This window comes from Chthonomonas calidirosea T49, assembly GCF_000427095.1.
GTDB classification, from domain to species: Bacteria; Armatimonadota; Chthonomonadetes; order Chthonomonadales; family Chthonomonadaceae; genus Chthonomonas; species Chthonomonas calidirosea.
Genome location: NC_021487.1, coordinates 852940 through 872397, shown reverse-complemented (window position 1 = coordinate 872397; position 19458 = coordinate 852940). Strand labels below are relative to the sequence as shown.

The 19458-nt window shown below is 53.1% G+C and carries 12 protein-coding genes; 11 read left to right on the top strand and 1 reads right to left on the bottom strand.

Annotated features, from left to right (window positions below; all coding sequences use genetic code 11):
* The first annotated feature begins 94 nt into the window (after positions 1-94).
* From CCALI_RS14805 to cysS, 11 genes are all read left to right on the top strand, one after another.
* On the top strand, positions 95-1255 hold the full coding sequence (locus CCALI_RS14805) for a rhomboid family intramembrane serine protease (protein WP_016482138.1): 1161 nt from the start codon (positions 95-97) through the stop codon (positions 1253-1255).
* Between the two features lie 393 nt (positions 1256-1648).
* Positions 1649-6787, top strand: coding sequence for an FtsX-like permease family protein (locus CCALI_RS03720; protein ID WP_016482136.1), 5139 nt, complete (start codon positions 1649-1651; stop codon positions 6785-6787).
* 54 nt (positions 6788-6841) lie between these two features.
* Positions 6842-8884, top strand: coding sequence for an OPT family oligopeptide transporter (locus tag CCALI_RS03715; RefSeq protein WP_016482135.1), 2043 nt, complete (start codon positions 6842-6844; stop codon positions 8882-8884).
* A gap of 42 nt (positions 8885-8926) precedes the next feature.
* Positions 8927-9775 carry a hypothetical protein gene (locus tag CCALI_RS03710; RefSeq protein WP_016482134.1) on the top strand — a complete coding sequence of 283 codons (849 nt, stop codon included), beginning with the start codon at positions 8927-8929 and terminating at the stop codon, positions 9773-9775.
* A gap of 67 nt (positions 9776-9842) precedes the next feature.
* Complete coding sequence (locus tag CCALI_RS03705; protein WP_016482133.1) at positions 9843-10865, top strand: hypothetical protein; 1023 nt, start codon at positions 9843-9845, stop codon at positions 10863-10865.
* An 11-nt stretch (positions 10866-10876) separates the two neighbouring features.
* A complete protein-coding gene (locus tag CCALI_RS03700) occupies positions 10877-11392 on the top strand; it encodes a PqqD family protein (protein WP_016482132.1) in 516 nt (171 codons plus the stop codon).
* Positions 11389-12012 carry an ABC transporter permease gene (locus tag CCALI_RS03695; RefSeq protein WP_044948836.1) on the top strand — a complete coding sequence of 208 codons (624 nt, stop codon included), beginning with the start codon at positions 11389-11391 and terminating at the stop codon, positions 12010-12012. The genes CCALI_RS03700 and CCALI_RS03695 overlap by 4 nt, the downstream gene beginning before the upstream one ends.
* 57 nt (positions 12013-12069) lie before the next feature.
* Positions 12070-12813, top strand: a complete 744-nt coding sequence (locus CCALI_RS03690; RefSeq protein ID WP_016482131.1) for an ABC transporter ATP-binding protein — start codon at positions 12070-12072, stop codon at positions 12811-12813.
* A 13-nt stretch (positions 12814-12826) separates the two neighbouring features.
* Complete coding sequence (locus CCALI_RS03685) at positions 12827-14041, top strand: PEP-utilizing enzyme (RefSeq protein WP_016482130.1); 1215 nt, start codon at positions 12827-12829, stop codon at positions 14039-14041.
* Complete coding sequence (locus CCALI_RS03680; protein ID WP_016482129.1) at positions 14038-15027, top strand: D-2-hydroxyacid dehydrogenase; 990 nt, start codon at positions 14038-14040, stop codon at positions 15025-15027. Before CCALI_RS03685 ends, CCALI_RS03680 begins: the two co-directional genes overlap by 4 nt.
* A 191-nt stretch (positions 15028-15218) precedes the next feature.
* Positions 15219-16589: a cysteine--tRNA ligase gene (gene cysS / locus CCALI_RS03675; RefSeq protein WP_016482128.1), complete on the top strand. Its 1371-nt coding sequence runs from the start codon at positions 15219-15221 to the stop codon at positions 16587-16589.
* Between the two features lie 113 nt (positions 16590-16702).
* Here the strand turns inward: cysS and CCALI_RS03670 are convergent, their stop codons facing one another.
* Positions 16703-19426 carry a bifunctional YncE family protein/alkaline phosphatase family protein gene (locus CCALI_RS03670; protein ID WP_016482127.1) on the bottom strand — a complete coding sequence of 908 codons (2724 nt, stop codon included), beginning with the start codon at positions 19424-19426 and terminating at the stop codon, positions 16703-16705.
* Positions 19427-19458 lie beyond the last annotated feature (32 nt).

Below are 19458 nucleotides of genomic sequence, written 5' to 3'. Positions count from 1 at the left end.
TAAATAGGGAGTATTTTTCTGCTTCTTTTCGAGAAGAGGCGATATTTACCTTGCTCATACGCTGAGAGGACATAGTAGGGTTAGAGAGAAACCATTGGAAGTTGAGCCAACATCTCAAGTAGAAGCATCTCCGACGGCTAAAGCGGAGCGTATAGCCCGTTTAGAGGCCATGCCGTGGGTAACCTACACACTTCTAGGGGTTATTATTGCTGTTTATATTGCTATGTTGATCGTAGGGCATGGCAATGTAGATCGTGTGGCGCTTCTTTTTGGAGATAAAGAGGACGATCTCATTCGCCAAGGGCAGTGGTGGCGGTTGGTGACAGCTATCTTTTTGCATGGCAGTTGGGTTCATATCGGGGTAAATGGTCTCTCCCTCTATTGGCTTGGAAATCAGATAGAGCGCCTTTATGGGCGCCGACGCTTCTTCGTGCTGTTCATTTTTAGCGGTATCTGCGGCAACCTCTTAAGTTTTCTGAAGCAACCAGCGCCATCGCTGGGCGCATCGGGAGCTCTGTTCGGGTTGATCGGAGCTGGAATTATTTTTCCTATTCGCTATCCTAAACTTATTTCACCCAAGGCACGTAAAGCGATTCTCACGCAACTGATTTGGATTACCGTTCTCAACTTAGGGCTCAGTTTAGCTCCTGGCATCGATCTTTGGGCACATGTGGGGGGATTGATAGGTGGGGGATTTTTAGCCCTCTTTCTCATGCCAGCACTGCTTGACCCACGACCAGTTAACCTTTGGCGCGAGCGGGTGCTTTCTCTGATCACAGCGGGCACGGTGCTGCTCTGTCTACTTAGCGGTGGGTTGGAATGGCGCGTGGCTACGAAGTTGTCCCAACGCGAGTCGCTTGTAACCTATGTGTCGTCCTCTAACAACCCTTGGTGGAGTTTTAGAGTACCCAAAAGTTGGCGGCCGATCGCGCTGCAGCAAGGCTCTAAGACCGTTCTGGTATCCCCGCAGGGCGAGCAGCTCTTGGTGACCGAGAGGCTTGGCGCCTCGCCCGTGCAAGATTTCATGGCGTTATGGCCGCAGCAGGTGCAGCCACAAAGCGGACAGGTGGCCGGAAAGCCCGCTTGGCTTGCTTTCTTGCAGTCAGGTAGTACGTATTTTGACATTTGCGTAATACAGCCGTATCCAACCGCTTTTGTGCGTTTAGTGCTCGTAGCCCCTAGTGCGATGGCTTCAAAAGCTCATGCAGACTTCCTCCGAATTCTTAAAACGGTGGAGTTTCACCATCAGCCTTGAATGCTGCGGTCAACAGACATCCCCTGGAGGTTGAAATGGCATCAACAGCCCTCGCTTGGTTACAAGGGAGGGTCGTTAAGAGAAAAGCGACAGGAAGTGTAACATCAAAGTCTGACAGGCGTCCTATACAAGCAGATAGGAAATTCTATTTGTGGGAGTTACAATGTCTCTCAGGTTATAGGTGGCTTGATTTTTGTGGGAAGGTGTGTTATTATGTGATAACCAATTGAGCCCCCAGTTTCGATGCGTGCCCCTCGCTTTAGCATTGAATAGCATTTAGGCTATCCTGAATAGTGAGGTGTTAAGACGTGTCGGAAGCGTCAGGGAACAACGGCTGTGGGGTTATGGGACCGTCGTCGGTCTTATAGAATTCAAGAAGGAATCAGTGAAGGAATGCTCGAACTCGGGGTAAGGAACCCGTCGCGATACACTGTTTTACGTTGGATTGTCACGCTTAGTGGTCTGCTCTTTGCGTTGAGCGGGAATGGCACAAGATCGGCTCATGCCGATACGGTGCCCGCCTACGATCAACAGGCATACCATCTGTTTTACTCTTCGGTGAACCCCGCCAATTTGCAGCAGACGGTGGATACGTTGGCGAGTTTTGGCTCGCGCGTGGCGGGCTATCCAGGAGAGAAAAAGGCAGAGGATTACGTTTACCACCAGTTTGTGAGCATTCTTGGAGCGAACAACGTTCACACAGATACCTTTCGCGTGACGATCCCCTACGATCCTGGGGCGGAAGATCCTGCAAAGGGCGCCTATGCTCAGCTTGTGTCAAAGCCTGGCTCTCCCAAGCTGCCGATGTACCCCCTTTGGCCTAATCTTGTGCGTACCTCCACGCTGCCTGCTGGAGGGCTAAAAGCGCCCCTTATCTATGTAGGGAATGGCGACCTGAGCAATTTTAACGGCAAGGATGTCGAAGGCTCCGTGGTGATGGTGGACTTTAACTGCGGGCAGAAGTGGCTTAACGCCCCGCGGTTGGGAGCAAAGGCCGTTATCTTTATCGCACCTGACAATACCTTGCGTGGTGAGGCTGAGGCCAAGTTCATCGGAATCCCCATCGCCATTCCCCGCTTCTACATGCGAAAGCACGATGCAGCCGTGCTGTTGGCTGCTTGTGCTGCTGGGCGGCCACCGTTGGTACAACTGCACTGTGATATGCCCTGGCGCATGGAGACGGTGCGTAATTTTACCGGCATTCTGCCTGGAACAGACCCCAAACTTCGCAACCAGATTATCGTTGTTGAGAGTTTTTACGACTCTACCTCCATCGTTCCGGCTTTGGCACCGGGGGCAGAAAGTGCCTGTAGCATGGCCTCTCTGCTAGAGTTGATGCGTGCCTTTAAGGCGCACCCACCCAAGAGAACAATGTGGTTTGTTGCTACCAGTGCCCATTTTCAGGCGCTTCAAGGCATCCGTGAATATCTGAACCAACATATGGATGCTTGGATGCCGCCAGGCATTGTGCAGTCGGCATTGGCGCAGCCAAACGCGTTAAAAGTGCGGCTTTGGTTAGGTGCTTTTCTGGTTCTGTTTCTTGTTTTATTGGTGCTAGCATGGCGAAACCGTCCGCAGACTGGACCGAAAGTCACGCCGATGCTCATCACAAACGGCATCTCCCTCCTGGTGATGATAGGCCTGAATATCGGTTACTACCTAGCGCCCCATGCGCCAACGTTGCCTAATCCGCCACGAATCTACCTGTGGGCAGGTCTCGATATGTCGAGCCAAAGCCCCTCTTTCGGCATCTTCTACAAGGGCTGGTTCTACGACTATCGGGAGGATATTCAGGGTCGCTTTAGCGACATTGCCCGCGTGTGTCGTGAAAATGCCGACAAAGTGGGGCAAACCATGGGATTCGACTCAACCCAGTTCTTCAACGACGGGGTAAACCCGGTGAATGGGAAGAACTGGCGCAACTATATTCCTGGTCAGCCGGCGTTCGATTCAGAAGTAGTAACGATGGCTGGGGGGAATGGGGTAACCTTTGCGACCACAAATGACAGTCGTGCTTTGGTGGATACTCCCTTCGATACGCCCGATCATGTGAATATCGCCAATTTGGCGACCCAGCAAAGGTTGCTGGAGTGTTTGATGTGGCATATTGTTACCGACCCTAACAACATCAGCGATGTAGATGCCCAGCGAATGCCGATAACCGATCCCTCTCAATGGTCTCGCCTAGCGCTCCAGGGCGGGTTTGCCACTCTTGAGGGACGTGTGCAGATATTTGACCCCCATAAGTCGTTTATTGCGACTTCAGCTAAGCGGCTTTTAGGCTCGCTGGTTGTCGTTCGAAGCAACACAAAGAGCTTTATGGGCGTGCGCGGCAACATGATTCAGATGGTGCAGTGGACGACGCCCGACAAGATGGCCGATATCCCTACCGATAGTGAGGGAAACCCGCTACGTTACGCGCCTAATGGCGATGCCCTGGATGCTCAAGGACATCCCGTGCCCTGTCAAGACTTCTTCGCCTTTCACGGAGTCGCGCCGCTTACAGCCTATGGTTATAACCGCACGGTGTCGCTTGCGGCCTATCATATTGATGAGGCGAGCACGGTTTCTGATCCGAACAATCCATCCGTGCAGATTCCCAACCCTGATCGTGGCAATATAGATTTTGCGCCGGATATGGGGCCGGAGGGAGCTGAGCAGGTGCCCCTGGATGTTGCTATTACAACGGCAACGCGTTCCACACCGATCATCGTTTTCCATTGTGTTCCGACGGCCATCTACGATTTGGTGGATCAGCAGTCTTTGCAGGCTTTAACGGGCATTAACATATACGATGGGGCTACGAACGGAACGCCGCGCATGTACGGTTATGCGATTAACCCACAGTCCAACGGAACGGCGACCTCTTACGTAGAGGATGTTGCCGTGATCTTTGCCCAGCCGGGAGAGCGTCTAAAGATTACGATGACCAGCGGACCTGGGGATATTCGTTTGTTGTTGATCAACTCTCTTTATGATCCCACAGACCCGTTCAATGAACACGGACGTTCGCCTGCACCGGAGGGAATAGGTTACTTGGTAGCGGGGAATCCTGCTGACCAAGAGGGGGCAGGGGCACTGCCTGATTCGGCTTCGCCGGATATGGCCGAGCAGGGGGAGGAGATCGCACGTTCCGGCGCCATTTACGATACAGCGCTTCATGTGGCGGAGGATATGTGGAAGTTGGATGACTTCCGTATGAGGCGCCTAGCCCGATTCCGCATTTTGGATATGAAGAGCATGGAGGGCACGCCGGGCCTGCACAATATGGCTTATAAAACGCTACAGGAGGCCAAGCTTGCCCGCGATAAGAAAGATTGGGAAGATTTCGATGCCCTTTCACGCGAGGCCTGGGGGTTAGAAAGCCGTGCCTATCCCGATGTACAGCACACGGCGATGGATGTGGTGGAGGGGGTACTTTTCTACTTGGCTCTCCTCATGCCGTTTGCCTATTTCTGTGAGCGGCTGTTCTTTGGCTTCTTCGATCTCAAGCGCCAACTGCTAACGGCATCCGCTATCTTCTTACTTATTTTCGCCATCTTCCGCTATATTCACCCGGCGTTTGAGATCACGATGAACCCTGTCATCGTGCTGCTTGCGTTTGTGATGCTAGCTCTATCAGCCATTGTCATTGCCTTCGTCACCGGCAAGTTTGAGGAACAGCTCAAGCAGATGAGCAAGAGCGTTAGTGGGGTGCATCGCGCCGATATTGGGCGTGTGTCAGTGGCTTTTGCAGCATTTAACCTTGGCGTCTCCAACATGCGGCGTCGAAAGACCCGCACGTTCCTTACCTGTACTACGCTCGTATTGCTCACTTTTACCGTGCTTTCGTTTACTTCGGTGGTGCAGGTGATGCGGTTTAACAAGGTGCGCGCCCCTAGCGACTACGGCCCGCGCTACAACGGCATTATGATCCGTACGCCTATGTGGGACCCTCTGCAGGAGCCAGCCTACCGTATTTTGGCGGATGAGTACGGGAAGAAGTACGCGGTCGCTCCGAGGGCTTGGTTCTACGGTACTTCAATGGGAGAACAGTCGTTCTTAACACTTCAGCGGGCCGATCTCTCCTACGATGCTCGTGCCCTATGCGGGTTATCGCCGCAAGAGGCTCAAATTATGCGGCCTCAAGATGCTCTCTTGAAAGATGCCAACGGTAACACTGTGGGACGATGGTTTAGGCCAGGCGATCGGTACGCTATCATCTTGCCAGACGGAATCGCTGAGGCGCTCCACATTAGCTTAAAAGATGTGGGCACGGCCACAGTAAACTTTAGCGGTCTCCAGTTCCGCGTTATCGGCATCCTCAATTCGCAGAAATTGAAGCGCTATTACGACCTCGATAACGAGATGCTGACCCCTGTAGATTGGATCGCGATGAACAAGCAGTCCCAGTCGAACAGCGGGGGCAGTGCTGCAAGCCAGGGGTTTCAGGAGTACATTCATCTTGACCCCGATATGGTGTTTTTCATACCCTATCAGACGGCTATCGATCTGGGCGCCCAGTTGCGCTCGATCGCCATAGATTTCAACAATCCCGAACAGGTGATTCATCAGCTGGAGCCGCTTATGCGTCGGCTTGAGCTGAACCTGTATGCCGGCCAAGTTACCGACCCGAACAATCCCGATCCTGCCAAGCGAGGAATTATCTATCGCTACTCTTCCATTGCAACCACCTCCTCACGCGGACTGGAGCTGGTGGTTATTCCCATCATCATTGCGGCTCTTATCGTGCTCAATACCATGTTAAACTCGGTCTATGAGCGCATTCGAGAGATCTATATCTTCTCCTCTATTGGGCTTGCCCCCACGCATATCGGCATGTTGTTCATTGCCGAGGCGATGGTCTACGCTATTCTCGGCTCGGTTGCCGGGTATCTTTTGGGGCAGTTAACGAGCATTCTCTTGGTGAAAACGGGATGGTTGCCAGGGCTCTATCTCAACTTTTCGAGTGTGAGCGCTGTGGGCACAACCCTTATTGTTGTAGGTGTGGTGCTGCTTTCCACTATCTATCCCGCCCGGAAGGCTGCTGAGGTGGCCACACCGGCAGTGGATCGCTCGTGGAAGGTGCCCAATCCCGATGGCGACCACTGGGTAATTCCATTGCCATTTGCAGTTACCGGCGATCAGGCCACCGCGCTCAACTCCTTCCTTAGCGAGTGGCTTCAAGCTTACGAGGAGTACAGTATCGGCGATTTCGTGACGCAGGGAGTGCAGACGGAAGAGAGCCCTCACGTGTACGGTACGCAGTACAGCATACGCTGTATGGTGTGGTTAGCACCGTTTGACTTGGGCGTCTCTCAACGTATCACCATTGAAACGACGCCTACGGAGACCCCCGATGTCTTTGAGATACATCTTATCATCGATCGAGTATCAGGTGACATATCGAACTGGAAACGGGTCAATAGGCGATTCCTGAACACCTTGCGCAAGCAGTTTCTTATTTGGCGTACCCTCAAGCAGGCTGAGCGCGAGCGCTATCTACAGGGAAATGTAATGGGGGCGGAGAGTGAGGCCTCCCAGCCAGCTTAAGGCCTTTGTGAAAATATCGTGTAGGAAATACTGTTTCGGAGGAATACAACAGGCGTGGCGGAACAGAGCGAGTTCGCTCAACTTCGACATCAGATAGAGGTCGAATCGAGTGAGGAAGGAAGTACCGGCGAGATAAAGTTTGAAGAAGGCTATACGTGGAAGGTCTTCTTTGGCACTCTCTTTGTGGCGTTTGTGATGTTGCCGGGAGCCATCTATTTAGGGCTTGTTGCGGGGCAAGGGCTCGGCCCTGCTGCCGAGTGGGTCACGATCGTGCTCTTCTCTGAGATCATGCGCCGCTCCTTCCTCCCCATGAAGCGGCAAGAGATATATATTCTCTACTATGTTGCGGCCTCCTTAACCGGTCTCGATCCCAACCTAAGCATATCCGGCGGTCCTTTTGGCTACCTTGTTTGGAATCAGTATTTTGAGCAGTCGCCGCAAGCGGCCCCTATTGCCCACGACATACCGCGTTGGGTCGTTCCGCCTATCGGGTCTCCGGCGCTTATTCATCGCACCTTTTTAGATACGGCATGGTTGGTGCCTATTGTGCTGTTGTTGATTGGTCAGGTGCTTGGCCGGTTCCAATGGATGAGCGCAGGGTACTATCTGTTTCGTATCACCTCCGATATCGAGCGGCTTCCTTTCCCTATGGCTCCAGTAGCAGCGTCAGGGGCTACGGCGCTAGCCGACGCAGCCAGCAAGGAGGAGTCGTGGCGCTGGCGCATCTTCTCCATCGGTACCATGGTGGGGTTAGTTTTCGGATTTCTCTATATCGCTATTCCCGTGTTTAGCAGTGTGGCCTTTGGAAAAGCGTTTCAGTTGCTGCCCATTCCTTTCTTCGATTTCACCACCAACACGGAAAACATTCTTCCTGCGGCCATCACGGGGATAACTGCGGACCTGGGCTCTGCGATGGCCGGCTTCGTTATCCCGTATCCCATCGTATTTGGCAGTTTTTGGGGCTCGATCATCTGTCGTATTGTGTTGGCGCCCGTTCTCTACCACTTTGGTCTCTTTGGTAACGCCACCAATAGTGGCTGGACTCCTGGCATGAATGCCATTATCACCATGCAGGTTACCAACATCAAATTCTGGATATCCGTTGGTATCGGCCTAAACGCGGCGGTGGCGGTCATAGGGATCTGGAGTGTTGGAAAAGCCGTTATCGAGGCGCAGAGAGAGCGTAAAAATCGCGGCCTGCAGCAACGTAGCTTTGCTATTCCCAAAGGGCGTGGCGATGAGAAGTTGCCCATGTGGCTGCCGTTGGTGATCTGGATTGGAATTACGATCTTTTATATCTTCTTGGTGGAGTATCTGCTCAGTCTCGATTCTAAGCCTGGGCAACCTCACTTCATCAATCCCCTCTGGCTGGTCTTTTTTGGACTTATCTGGTCGCCGTTCAACTCCTACATCTCGGCACGCATGATAGGTCTGACCGGTTCGGGAGTTTCGGTGCCTTATCTGCAGCAGGTGGCAATTCTTAAGTCGGGCTATCCCTATGTGGATATCTGGTATGCCCCCATTCCGTTGAACGATTTTGGTGGCATTGCGCAACGCTTCCGCGAACTTGAGCTCACAGGTACTCGCTTCACTAGCCTCTTCTATGCTGAAATGGTGATGTTGGTAGTTATTCTTTCAGCGAGCTTTATCTTCTGGGCTTTCTTGTGGCATACCAGCCAAATTCCCTCCTCTCAGTTTCCTTATGCGGCTAAGTTCTGGCCCATCAATGCGACGTTCCAGGCCATTTTCCAGCAGATTAACTTGAAACATGGGGCTATGGCCTATGTGCGCGAGGCGATCGATTTACCGACGCATTGGATACGGGTTCCTTGCGGGAATGGCGCTCTTCGGCCTCTTTCGGCTGTTTGGGTGGTCTACGCTCACTTACTATGGCTTTATTGGAGGCAGTGGAGCCTACCCCAACTACGCTATTATGACCTTCTTAGGAGCATGGTTGGGAAAACGCTATTTTGCCAAACGGTTTGGAGTGACGCAGTGGCAGATGTACACGCCCGTGCTGTTGGCAGGTTTCGCTTGCGGTACGGGTCTGGTCGCTATGGCGGCCATTGCCTTAGCGCTCATCGCCAAATCGGTTAACTACCTGCCCTTCTAGCAGGAATCGCGAGGAAGGGAGCAGGGATGCAGGTAGGGCAGATTTTAGGCATCATCGGTCTGTTGATCACAATTGGGGTTGTGGTAGCAGCTGCCGTGGGATTTGCGGTGGGCTATCAAAGCCGCGATATGCAGCGCACGCTGCGCAATAGCGCGCTGTTTGGGCTTGCGGTGGTACTCGCGCTTTGGTTAGGCACACGGCCCCTCGCTGCCCAGCACGGGCCTATTATAACGCACCAAGCGCTCGTGCTGGGGCTAGGAATAGGCGGAGGGGTTGTTTTAGGAGCCCTATGTGGGCTAGCTTTTCAGCGAGCCAAAGGGGAACGACGTAAAGTAGGCAATGCGCTGGTATCGGTGGTGTTGGTTCTAGTGTTCACTGCTGGCATACGCAGCGCTTTTCTGCAGCGCTTGCAACAGTTGGTTCATATCTGGCAGGAGATCGCTCCACCGTCAGAGGCGACAGACAAGCAGAGTGCTGAGAGCTGCCCCGATCACCTAAGGGCGCTGTGGAACGCTTTCAACCTGTATGCACAGGATTGGGATGCGCTGCCACCAGCAGCAGGGTGGATGGATAACCAAGAGATCGTCTCTAAGGTGCCGCATAATGCGGATTTTCACTGCCCGGCCGTGTCGAATGGGCATGATGATCGATATGGCTACGCCTACAACGAAGAGATTGCAGGTCAATCGTTGGGGCAGAAGACGAGTCTGAAACAGCTATCGAATGCTGCCAACACGCCTTTAATCTACGACTCAACCGATTTGGCAAAAAATGCTACCGATCGTTTCACAAGTCTGCCCAAACCGGGGCGCCATAATGGCATAGATTACGTGCTCTACTTAGATGGACATGTCGGTGCGGTGAAACCGAAGTAGGGCTATACGGTAGGTCGTTTTTTACGTACTGATAATAGAGGATATGGCTAGTCAAGGCGTTTCGTCGTTGAGGGAAGAAGAACAACCTGCAGCCACAGTGATCGGGTGGCAGGGAATACGGTGTGTGCTGCCGCCAGATTGGAATCTGGTTAGTTTTTCTTTAGAGCGCGATAGCGGCTACCTGCGTGTGGATGCTCCGGCTGATAACGCACTAACGGTGCAGATTCGCTGGTTAGATGCCGGACGCTCCCAAGAACCGAACTCGATCTATGGCTATCTAATGCGGTTTTTGCAAAAGCGTGGACGTCCCACGCCGCGTGCCACCGCCGGTCCAGACCTTAAAGCGAGCCTAGAAAGGTTATTGAAGGAGACTGAGAAACGTGCGCGGAAAGAGCATGTACGTTTTGAGTGTCACCTGAAACCGGAGCATATCGAAGGAGATCGGAGGGCAATTAACTTTCAGTGGATAGGTGATGGACGTGGACAGGGCAAAATTTGGTACTGTGCTCAGTGTAACCGCGTGGTAATGGCGCAGGTTGCCGGTCTTAATAAGGACCACGCGGCGATCGCTTCTGTGGCTGCCAAACTTTTTGGGACGCTGCAAGACCACAGTGTGGACGGACGAGACCTTTGGGCCCTTTACGATCTGCAGGTTGAGGTGCCAAATACGTTTCGTCTGAAGGAACAACAGCTCTATGCAGGCCATCTTAAGCTCGTCTTTAGCCGCCATGGAGAGCGTTTAGTGGTAGAGCGATGGGGGCTAGCAAGCACAACTTTGAGGCGCTTTACACTCAACGAATGGTTTTGCAACCAGGCGCTCATTGGACTAAAAAAACAACAGCCTCTTTCAGTAGGGCTTCCGATGGGGCATGAGGCCGTATTTTACCATTTCCGGTTGCCGATGCTAAATCGAATCGGGGGGTTAAAAAGCGCTATGGGGAAGCCCTTGCGCGCTGCGACGCACTATGCAGGAGGAGGTTGGGTTTGCGAGGCTACGAATCGCATCTACAGCCTACAGTTATTTTATAATGAACGTGTCAATAGAGATTTGTGGTATGAGGTAGCTTCGCGCTGCCTATGCCATCGTTGAGGAGGACCGATTTGAGTTTACCGCTGACACAGCGCATAAAGTATGGTGTGGGGCGTTATCTGCCGTTTTTAAAGATAGGACCACCTAAGCCGGAGCGCAAGGCGGTGATGACGCTGCGTCCCTGTCAGAACAGCGTCATTACGTGGGAGAAGCAAGAGGATGGAAGTGTGTTGCTGCATGTTCCCATCAATCAAAACCCTGGTAGGTTAGGGGCTGTGATGATGAAACTTTTGCGCCCACCCAAAGAACGCAAGGTAGAGCTAGATGAAGTGGGCGGTTTTGTATGGGAGCTATGTAATGGCCAACACACGATTGAGATGATCGTGCAAAAGACGGCCAAACAGTTCAAAATGAACCGTCGCGAAGCTGAAGTTTCGGTAACGATGTTTTTACAGATGCTGCACGAGCGCAACTTTATCGGTTTCTATAAGCTTGTACGTCGTGGGGGCACCCCGACGCCGAAGGACGTAGGTATGGCAGAGAAGCCAGAAGCAGAACTCACGAAGCACACAGCGGAGGGAAGATGAGCATACAGATTGCCAGTATGGAAGGGACGGTACAAAAGCAGGTTCATCTGCCGTTTAGTACGGCATGGCATATCAGTTTACAATCCATTCGTACCCGTTTGGGACGCACGATGATCACGGCTAGTGGTATTCTCCTAGGGATAGCGTTCTTCAGTGCGGTGATCACGGGGCGTCTTTTCCCAATGCACGAGCAGGGAGCTGCTGCCGTTGCCGCACGCGACCGCCAAATATGGTTGGCTATCATGGCGCTTTTAGTCTGTTTTGTAGGGATCATGAACAGCATGTTGATGTCGGTGACGGAGCGCTTTAAAGAGATCGGCACAATGAAGTGTCTTGGCGCCCTCAATCGGTTCATTATTACCATTTTCATGATCGAAGCGGCCTTAATGGGCATAGGCGCTTCCGTTCTAGGGTGGTTTCTCGGCTGGGTTTCCATTGTTTTAGTGCACCTTGTGACGGATGGCGTGCACGCGTTTGGCATGGGCTTTTGGAGCGGCACTGTAAAGCAGGCCCTGCTAACCATCGCGCTTGGAGTGGGTATTACGCTCGTCGCGGCCATATGGCCCTCAGTGCGTGCAGCTGGAATGCCTCCGGCGGTGGCTTTACGCACAGAAGTTTAGTTTGGCAAGTTTCTTTATAGGCTGTCAAAAACTACAACAGATAGAGGATCGGGAATCATGGCACATGAGTATGTCGTGCGAACACGAGGTTTGGTGAAAGAGTTTCGTATGGGCGATGAGGTAGTTAGGGCGCTGAATGGCGTGGACCTCGATATTCGACGAGGGGAGTATCTCTCCATTATGGGGCCTTCAGGGTCCGGTAAATCCACGCTATTTAACGCGATAGGAGGGTTGGATAAGCCCGATAGCGGCTCTGTTTTTATCAACGACGTGGATATGGCCCAATTAGACGCCCGCGAGCTAGCCTACTTACGCTGCCACACGATAGGTTATATTTTTCAGACATTTAACTTGCTTCCTTCTATGACCGCCTTGGAGAATGTTGCTCTACCCACCGTGTTTGCGGGTATGACCACTGATGAGGGCATCGAACGGGCCATTGAGATGCTTAACAAGGTGGGGCTAGGGCATCGTTTGCACCACAGGCCTTCACAGCTATCGGGTGGCCAGCAGCAGCGTGTTGCCATTGCGCGTGCCTTGGTGAACAACCCCTCCATTGTTCTAGCCGACGAGCCAACGGGCAATCTTGACCTAAAGACGGGAGAGGAGATCATTCATCTATTACGGGAGCTGAACCAAAAAGAAGGGGTAACGATCATCTCGGCGACACATGACTATAAAATGATAGATGTTTCCGATAGAATCGTCTGGATTAGGGACGGTAAAATATCTAAGATCGAGGAACGCGCTGACGTGAAAGTGAGCGTTGGAGAGCTAGAGGGCGTGGGCCAGGAGCTTTAAGAGGAACGCTAAAATGGGATATCTGAGAGGGGTCGGCATAGGAACGGGGGTGGCTTTAGGCACTTCGGCGGTTGTGCGCATGCGTAACGGGTTTCCCCAAGTGCCCACCATACCCCAGCGCATTATGGAGCTTCTCGCCAAGAAGCGCCTCAACGAGACCCCTGATGTGGTTTTGGTAGCCGATGACCTCGATATGGCGCTCACGGTCGCTCGGTCGCTGCGATGGGGGCGAGTGGTGGGAATAGTCGCCTCAAGTCCAATTACGGAGGCGCGGGCCACTGTTGTACCGGCTGTGGTGGATATTCCGGGGGTGGTGGATGCCATTCCCGACGATATGTTGGTATTAGTGGATGCGGAGCAGGGCGTCGTGATCGCCGACCCGGATGGGGCGGTGATCGCTCAGTACCAAGCCGAGCGAGAGCATCTCGCGCCGCGCATCCGCCTCTACCTCGATGAATCGCATCTGCCCGCAGAGACCCTAGATGGCCACATGGTCCTTGTGATCGCAGTAGCGGGCTCCGAAGAGGAGCTAACCGACGCGTTGGAGGCCGGAGCCGACATGCTCTATGTTCCGCTGGACGCAGAGCTACTACCCCTCAATACCGAACCCCAAGAACAGCGTTCGGCTTTGCTCGACCTCACGTTGCGATGCGCTGGAAAAGCTTTGCTCATTGCAGATGATTATGCGTTACCTCCTATGCTACTGCTAGAAGCCTGCTTGCGTGCAGATATCACTTTAGCGGAGCCCGTACGGGACTATCTCAACGGGTTGGGCATAGGGGAGTTTATGGAGGAGTTGCAGGAGGCACACGCGGAGTGTTTGATCAACCAGGCGCGTTGTGCCTTGCCACGTTTAGCGGCTCGACTTAGCGAAGAGGCTATTCCGCCTCTCGAGCCGGAGCGCCTAGCTATCTTCGCCGATAAGCTGGCGATGTATGGGGCGACGCGCATTCTCATTGACTGTCCGCGCTTTGGAGGAGGAATAGGTTCCATAAACCTTCCTTTTCTCGATACCTTCGTGGCAGTAGCTACGGCGGCGATGCTGCCGGTGTTTGTAAGAATGGATCGCTTAGAGCTGAATGAGATAGAGCTGTTGTTAGGCTCTGGTGTGGCAGGAATGGTGGTCTCTCCGGCAGAGGTACAGTCTACTAAAGCGTTGCTCCGCACGCTCACCTACTCGGAGTGCCGTGAAAATCTCAGTGAACTGTTGAAGCAGAACCTCGAGTGAGCCGAACCCTCATTTGGATCTATTTAGAGCCTGATGATGCCGATGCACAGGCCTTTTGGCACGCCTTGGAGCCCTATTCCGATATCCAAAAGAGAATAGAGCTTGTCTTTGGACGCACGAACGTGCCAGAGTCGGTGGTGCATGAGGCAGAGGTGTTTGTTTGCGGCGGAGTTCCAGAAGATACTCTAAAACGTGCAGAGCGATTGCGTTGGGTGAGTTTTTGGAGTGCTGGACTCGACGGCAAAGTACCTTCATGGTTGTTAAAACGCGGGGTGCAGATTACCAATGCGAGCGGCGTGCACGGCCCTAACATCGCTGAGCATGTTCTGGGCATGATGATCTACTTTACGCGTCGCTTCGATTTTTACCTCCGCGCCCAATGGTCTCGACGTTGGGAGCGAACTCCACCCAATAGGCTACCGGGGGAACTGAGTGGGCAGACACTGGGCATTCTAGGGTTTGGGCGTATCGGAGAGGCGCTAGCAGTACGTGCCCATGCCTTTGGAATGCGGGTTATAGCGGTAAAACGCGATCCGAACAGGCGTTATGATGCCACAGTCCAGCCAGATAGGCTGTATGGGCTAGAAGGGCTTCCCGAAGTGCTCTCCGAGGCCGATCACGTTTGTGTGGCTTTGCCTTATACAGAGCAGACGCATCACTTAATAGATCGGGAGCGATTGTCGCAGATGCGCTCCTCAGCCTACCTATACAATATCGCTCGGGGAAAGATCGTAGACGAGGTCGCTTTGATCGAGGCGTTACAACAGGGCACTATTGCGGGAGCTGGGTTAGATGTGTTTGAAGAAGAGCCACTCCCTGCAGATAGCCCTTTGTGGACGATGGCGAACGTGTTCCTTACTCCCCATGTAAGCGGAGTAACTCCCCACTACTTCGTGCGTTTTGCCCAACTGTTTGTGGCGAATTTGGAGCGCTATCTGGAAGGCAAGTCGCTGTTGAACGGATACGAACCGCAGCGTGGATACTAGATTAGGGAACTTACTGTGTATCGGCGTTATCCTTCTGCTGATGAGAAGGGATAGAGGAAGTCGTTACCGATAAAAGCCTTATCCCAGAGACACAATCTGTGGTTTCGTCTCATCTTTGAGGTAGAACAGCGGGGTATAATCTCCTAACAAACGCACAGAAACGTTTGGAAGTGACCAAGTCAAGAAAGGCGATGAAACTGTTTTTGTTTAACACCATGTCGCGGCGAAAGGAGGAGTTTATCCCCATTGCGCCGCCCAAAGTAGGTATGTATTGTTGTGGCCCTACGGTCTACAACTACGCCCATATCGGTAACTTGCGCACCTATATCTTCGAAGATATTTTGCGGCGCACCTTGGAATTCAACGGCTATCAGGTACTCCATGTGATGAACATCACTGATGTGGGGCATATGACCACCGATGCCGATGCCGGAGATGATAAGATGGAGGTGGCGGCTCGGCGCGAGAACCGCTCTCCCTGGGAGATCGCCCGATTTTATGAGGCAGCCTTTTTTAAGGACACAGAGCGACTTAATATCCTGCGACCCCACATTACTCCACGCGCTACCGAGCATATCCCTGAAATGATCGCACTCATTCAGCGTCTAGAGGCCGCCGGTTACACCTATCGCACAAAGGAAGGAGTCTACTTTGACACCTCCAAATGCCCCGACTACGGCAAATTGGCTCGCCTAGACCTCAGCAGCCAGCGGACAGCACGGCCTGAAGTAGTAGAGGACGAAACGAAACGAAATCCCTCTGATTTTATGCTCTGGTTTACGAATAAGCCTAATCATATTATGCAGTGGGAAAGCCCTTGGGGAAGAGGATATCCGGGGTGGCATATCGAGTGCTCGGCAATGTCTATGAAGTATCTTGGTGAAGAGTTCGACATTCATTGTGGGGGAGTAGACCATATCCCTGTGCATCATACGAATGAGATCGCCCAAAGCGAGTGCGCTACCGGGCATACCTTTGTTCACTACTGGCTTCATGGTGAGTTTTTGTTGATGAATCGGGAGAAGATATCTAAATCCAAGGGGGGCTCTATCAACACGCTGCAATCACTGATTGATGAGGGCTACGATCCACTGGTCTATCGTTACTTCTGCTTACAGGCTCATTATCGAGCTGAGTTAAACTTTTCGTTGGAGGCTCTCGATGCTGCCCGTTCCGGGCTGCGACGCATCTACTCTCTCCGTCCCGACGATGACCCGTTGCGCAACGATGAGGCAGCTTTTGAGGAGGCTAAACAGCGGGTACATGAGGCCATCAACGACGACCTTGGGATACCAGAAGCGGTGGGCCTATTGAACACGTACGATAGCTACCGGCTTTGGACTACGTTTGATGCGATTCTCGGCTTGAAAATAGCCGAGCGTGCGCAACGTGGCGAGGAGGAGCTTCCGGAAGAGGTCAAGCAGCTCATCGAACAGCGGAATGCGGCACGTAGAGAGAAACGCTGGGCTGAATCCGACGCCATTCGAGCGAAGCTGATCGCCATGGGCTACGAAGTAGGGGATGGCCCTCAAGGCACCACGGTGCGGAAACGGCCGGTTTAAACCGTTCTTTCCTTAGCGGAGACATCCATTCCATTAGGGGCAACTCCATGAGTTGCCCCTACGTAGTTACCCCTACATATTGGATGGCATCCTCTCTTGCAGATTTTCCTTGTCTATTTATCTTCATCACGGCCGAGCTGTTGTCGGATAAGAGGCAGCGGCAATGTGTAGCGGGGAGGTGGCATAGGACTCTTGAGGCCACGCACGCTAACCCAGATCATTTTATTAAGCTGTTGCACCGGCGCTGCATCGGCATGGGAAAGATCGAGATGATCGGCTTCTGCAACTAGCCGATAGAGCACGCTTCCGGGTTTAAGGGCGCTTTTGGAGGGATTGTGCTCGGCGATGATTCGCTTTGGCGGCAAGAGAGCCGTGTAGGGCGCATTGTTGTGGGGAGCTGTATCCCAGTCGAGAATGGGATTGGCCAAGGCATCGTACTCGCTCATAGGTTGCAAACCGAGCAGCAACTCAATAGTGCGAAGCACGCTGTCGGTGTTGTAGAAACGATGGTCTACTGAGTGTGCTTTTATCCAGGGGCTAATGACCAAACAAGGGGAGCGGTGCGCATCCACATGGTCAGGGCCGTCTTGGGCATCGTCTTCAATAATGAAAATAGCCGACGATTGCCAGATAGGGCTGTGACTGATCGTCTCCACAAGTTCGCCGACCGCATAGTCGTTATCGGCAACATCGGAGGCCGGGGAGTGAGCACCGCTGCGAAGTCCTGCAGTATGATCCATCATAAGGCGAATGGTCATGAAGGCCGGTACGGCCTTACCAGTCGGGTCTTTCGCCAACATCTGGTGGAACTCTCGTTTCCATTCTGCGATGCGGCTAGGCATGCTATATTTGCCGTAAGCTCTTTCTGGATAGAGGCAATTGGGGTCGTGCGTGCGGTTGTACCAGATTTCAGGAGCGTCGCTATCCGGGTAATCGAGGTCGAAGCGACGGTAATCCGCATCGGTTTTACCAGCTAGATCATGTCCGGGCGGCTGTAAGCCGGCCACATCAGGGTAGTTATCCGGTAGAACCTGTCCAAAGCCGGGAAGTTTTGGGCCTTCAGAAAGAAAGAATCCGTAGTTTCGATAAGAAAGGCCCGCTTGGCGCACCCTATCCCAGATTCTACCGGTTGGGATGCCGGCCACGTCGGGAACAGGTTTCGCCCCTTTGGGAAAGAGAAGGTCGGGTAGAGGTTTACCGTCAGGTCCTAGCGCCGGATGGCCACCCACCAAGTAGCCGTTGTTCTGTCCCTCATAGTCATAGAGCCGTCCTCGTCCGCTGTAAGTATAGGGCACGTTGCGCTGTACGTATTCATTACTCATTCCTTGGGTAGACCATGTCCAGCCCGAACCGGAGACCTCGCCGCAACAGTAGAAGTTATCTAGCAGCACGAAACGTTGGGCGAGGGCGTGCATGTTGGGAGTGATCTCTTTCCCAAAGAGGCAGAGGTTTGGGTCACCGTTGGCGTTTGGCAGGTCGCCAAGCACCTGGTCGAAGGTACGGTTTTCTTTAATGACATAGATCACATGTTGGATTTTACCGGCTTGGAGGCTAATGGCCGCTAACGGATTTGTTTGGGGGGACCTGGAGGGAATATGGGCGTCGGCCAAAACGGTACGTGTGAGCGTAGTGAGCATCCTAGGCGTAGGAACGGGGATTCGCTGAACAGAGCCGTGAATGAGATTGAGAATATAGTAGTCGTCGGCATCAGGGCGTCCGCTGATATGTAATGGATTCGGGTTTTGAGCGGTGTTGCCCATGCCGTTCGCCACCACCAGATGTTTGCCGTCGGTCGAGGTGGCGATGGACGTGGGGTACCAGCCGGTGGGTATAAGCCCTAAAAGGCGGTTTGAGTGTGTGGAGATGACGGCCACGGCATCGAGGTCAGCGAGAGTTGCATAGAGGATGGTCTCGTCTGGGCTGAGCGCAAGCCCTGTGGGCGTTATGCCAGGGAGGCCGCGAAGGCTTTCCGGGCGGAGGGAGATCGTAGCTAGCACTCGGCAGGAGGCCACATCGAGTACGGAGATGGTATCGCTGTGTGCGTTGGCTACGTAGCATCGTGTTGCTTTGTGATTAAGGCATAAGGCATCGGGGTGGTCTCCGGTGATAATCTTTTTCAGGAGCATCGGGTGGGTAGGTCGAGAGGCGTTGAACACGTAGACGGCGCTGTCACGTTCGCTGCTCACGAAAACCCTATCTCCTCGCGGGGTAACTGCCACCGCAAGAGGGAAATTGGACAGTTGGGTATTGAGGTTCGTGGTACTAACCCATTGATGTGTTTTGAGATTATAGATAGCGAGTTGGCCTGGGTTCCTCATCAGGCGGGGATCGTTTTGTCCCCAAAACATGTTGACGGCCACATAGAGATAGCCTCTTTGATCAAGCGCGATTCCTGCGGGAACGTCACCTTTGACGGGCATGTCCAGAGTTTTTATGAGGCTAAGGCTGCCGTCGGTTTTCAATTTCACCACCGCGATGGCACTGTTGCAACCTTCTGAGAGATAGAGAGTGTTGTCGGGTGTACCGGCAAGGCCATAGTAGAGGCCGTAAGTAGACGGAAAAGGGGGTGTATTGGGAAAGGCGAGGTGCGACATGATTCTACCGTCTGAAAGGCGCAGACACCAAAGTCCCGCTTCGTGGCCAATACAGTTGCAGAGAACGTAGCGCCCGTCAGAGCTGAGAATCAGGTTCGCCGGCATGTTCCCAACAGGCGTATAGTATGCTGAAGGAGGGAGCTTTCGACCGTTGGGAAGCGGTTGTTGAGCGTATATGAGAAGGCAGGAAAGCAGGAGGAGGTTTAAGATCGTCAATGGCAAAAGAATGAGCCTGTGCTGCACCGTGATAACTCCTCTAGCATTGGAGTAAGATC

Bases quoted from the DNA above. Each gene is read 5' to 3' on its own strand.
- CCALI_RS03720 (WP_016482136.1), top strand. From the start codon at position 1,649: ATGCTCGAACTCGGGGTAAGGAACCCGTCGCGATACACTGTTTTACGT.
- CCALI_RS03710 (WP_016482134.1), top strand. From the start codon at position 8,927: ATGCAGGTAGGGCAGATTTTAGGCATCATCGGTCTGTTGATCACAATT.
- CCALI_RS03695 (WP_044948836.1), top strand. From the start codon at position 11,389: ATGAGCATACAGATTGCCAGTATGGAAGGGACGGTACAAAAGCAGGTT.
- CCALI_RS03690 (WP_016482131.1), top strand. From the start codon at position 12,070: ATGGCACATGAGTATGTCGTGCGAACACGAGGTTTGGTGAAAGAGTTT.
- CCALI_RS03685 (WP_016482130.1), top strand. From the start codon at position 12,827: ATGGGATATCTGAGAGGGGTCGGCATAGGAACGGGGGTGGCTTTAGGC.
- cysS (WP_016482128.1), top strand. From the start codon at position 15,219: ATGAAACTGTTTTTGTTTAACACCATGTCGCGGCGAAAGGAGGAGTTT.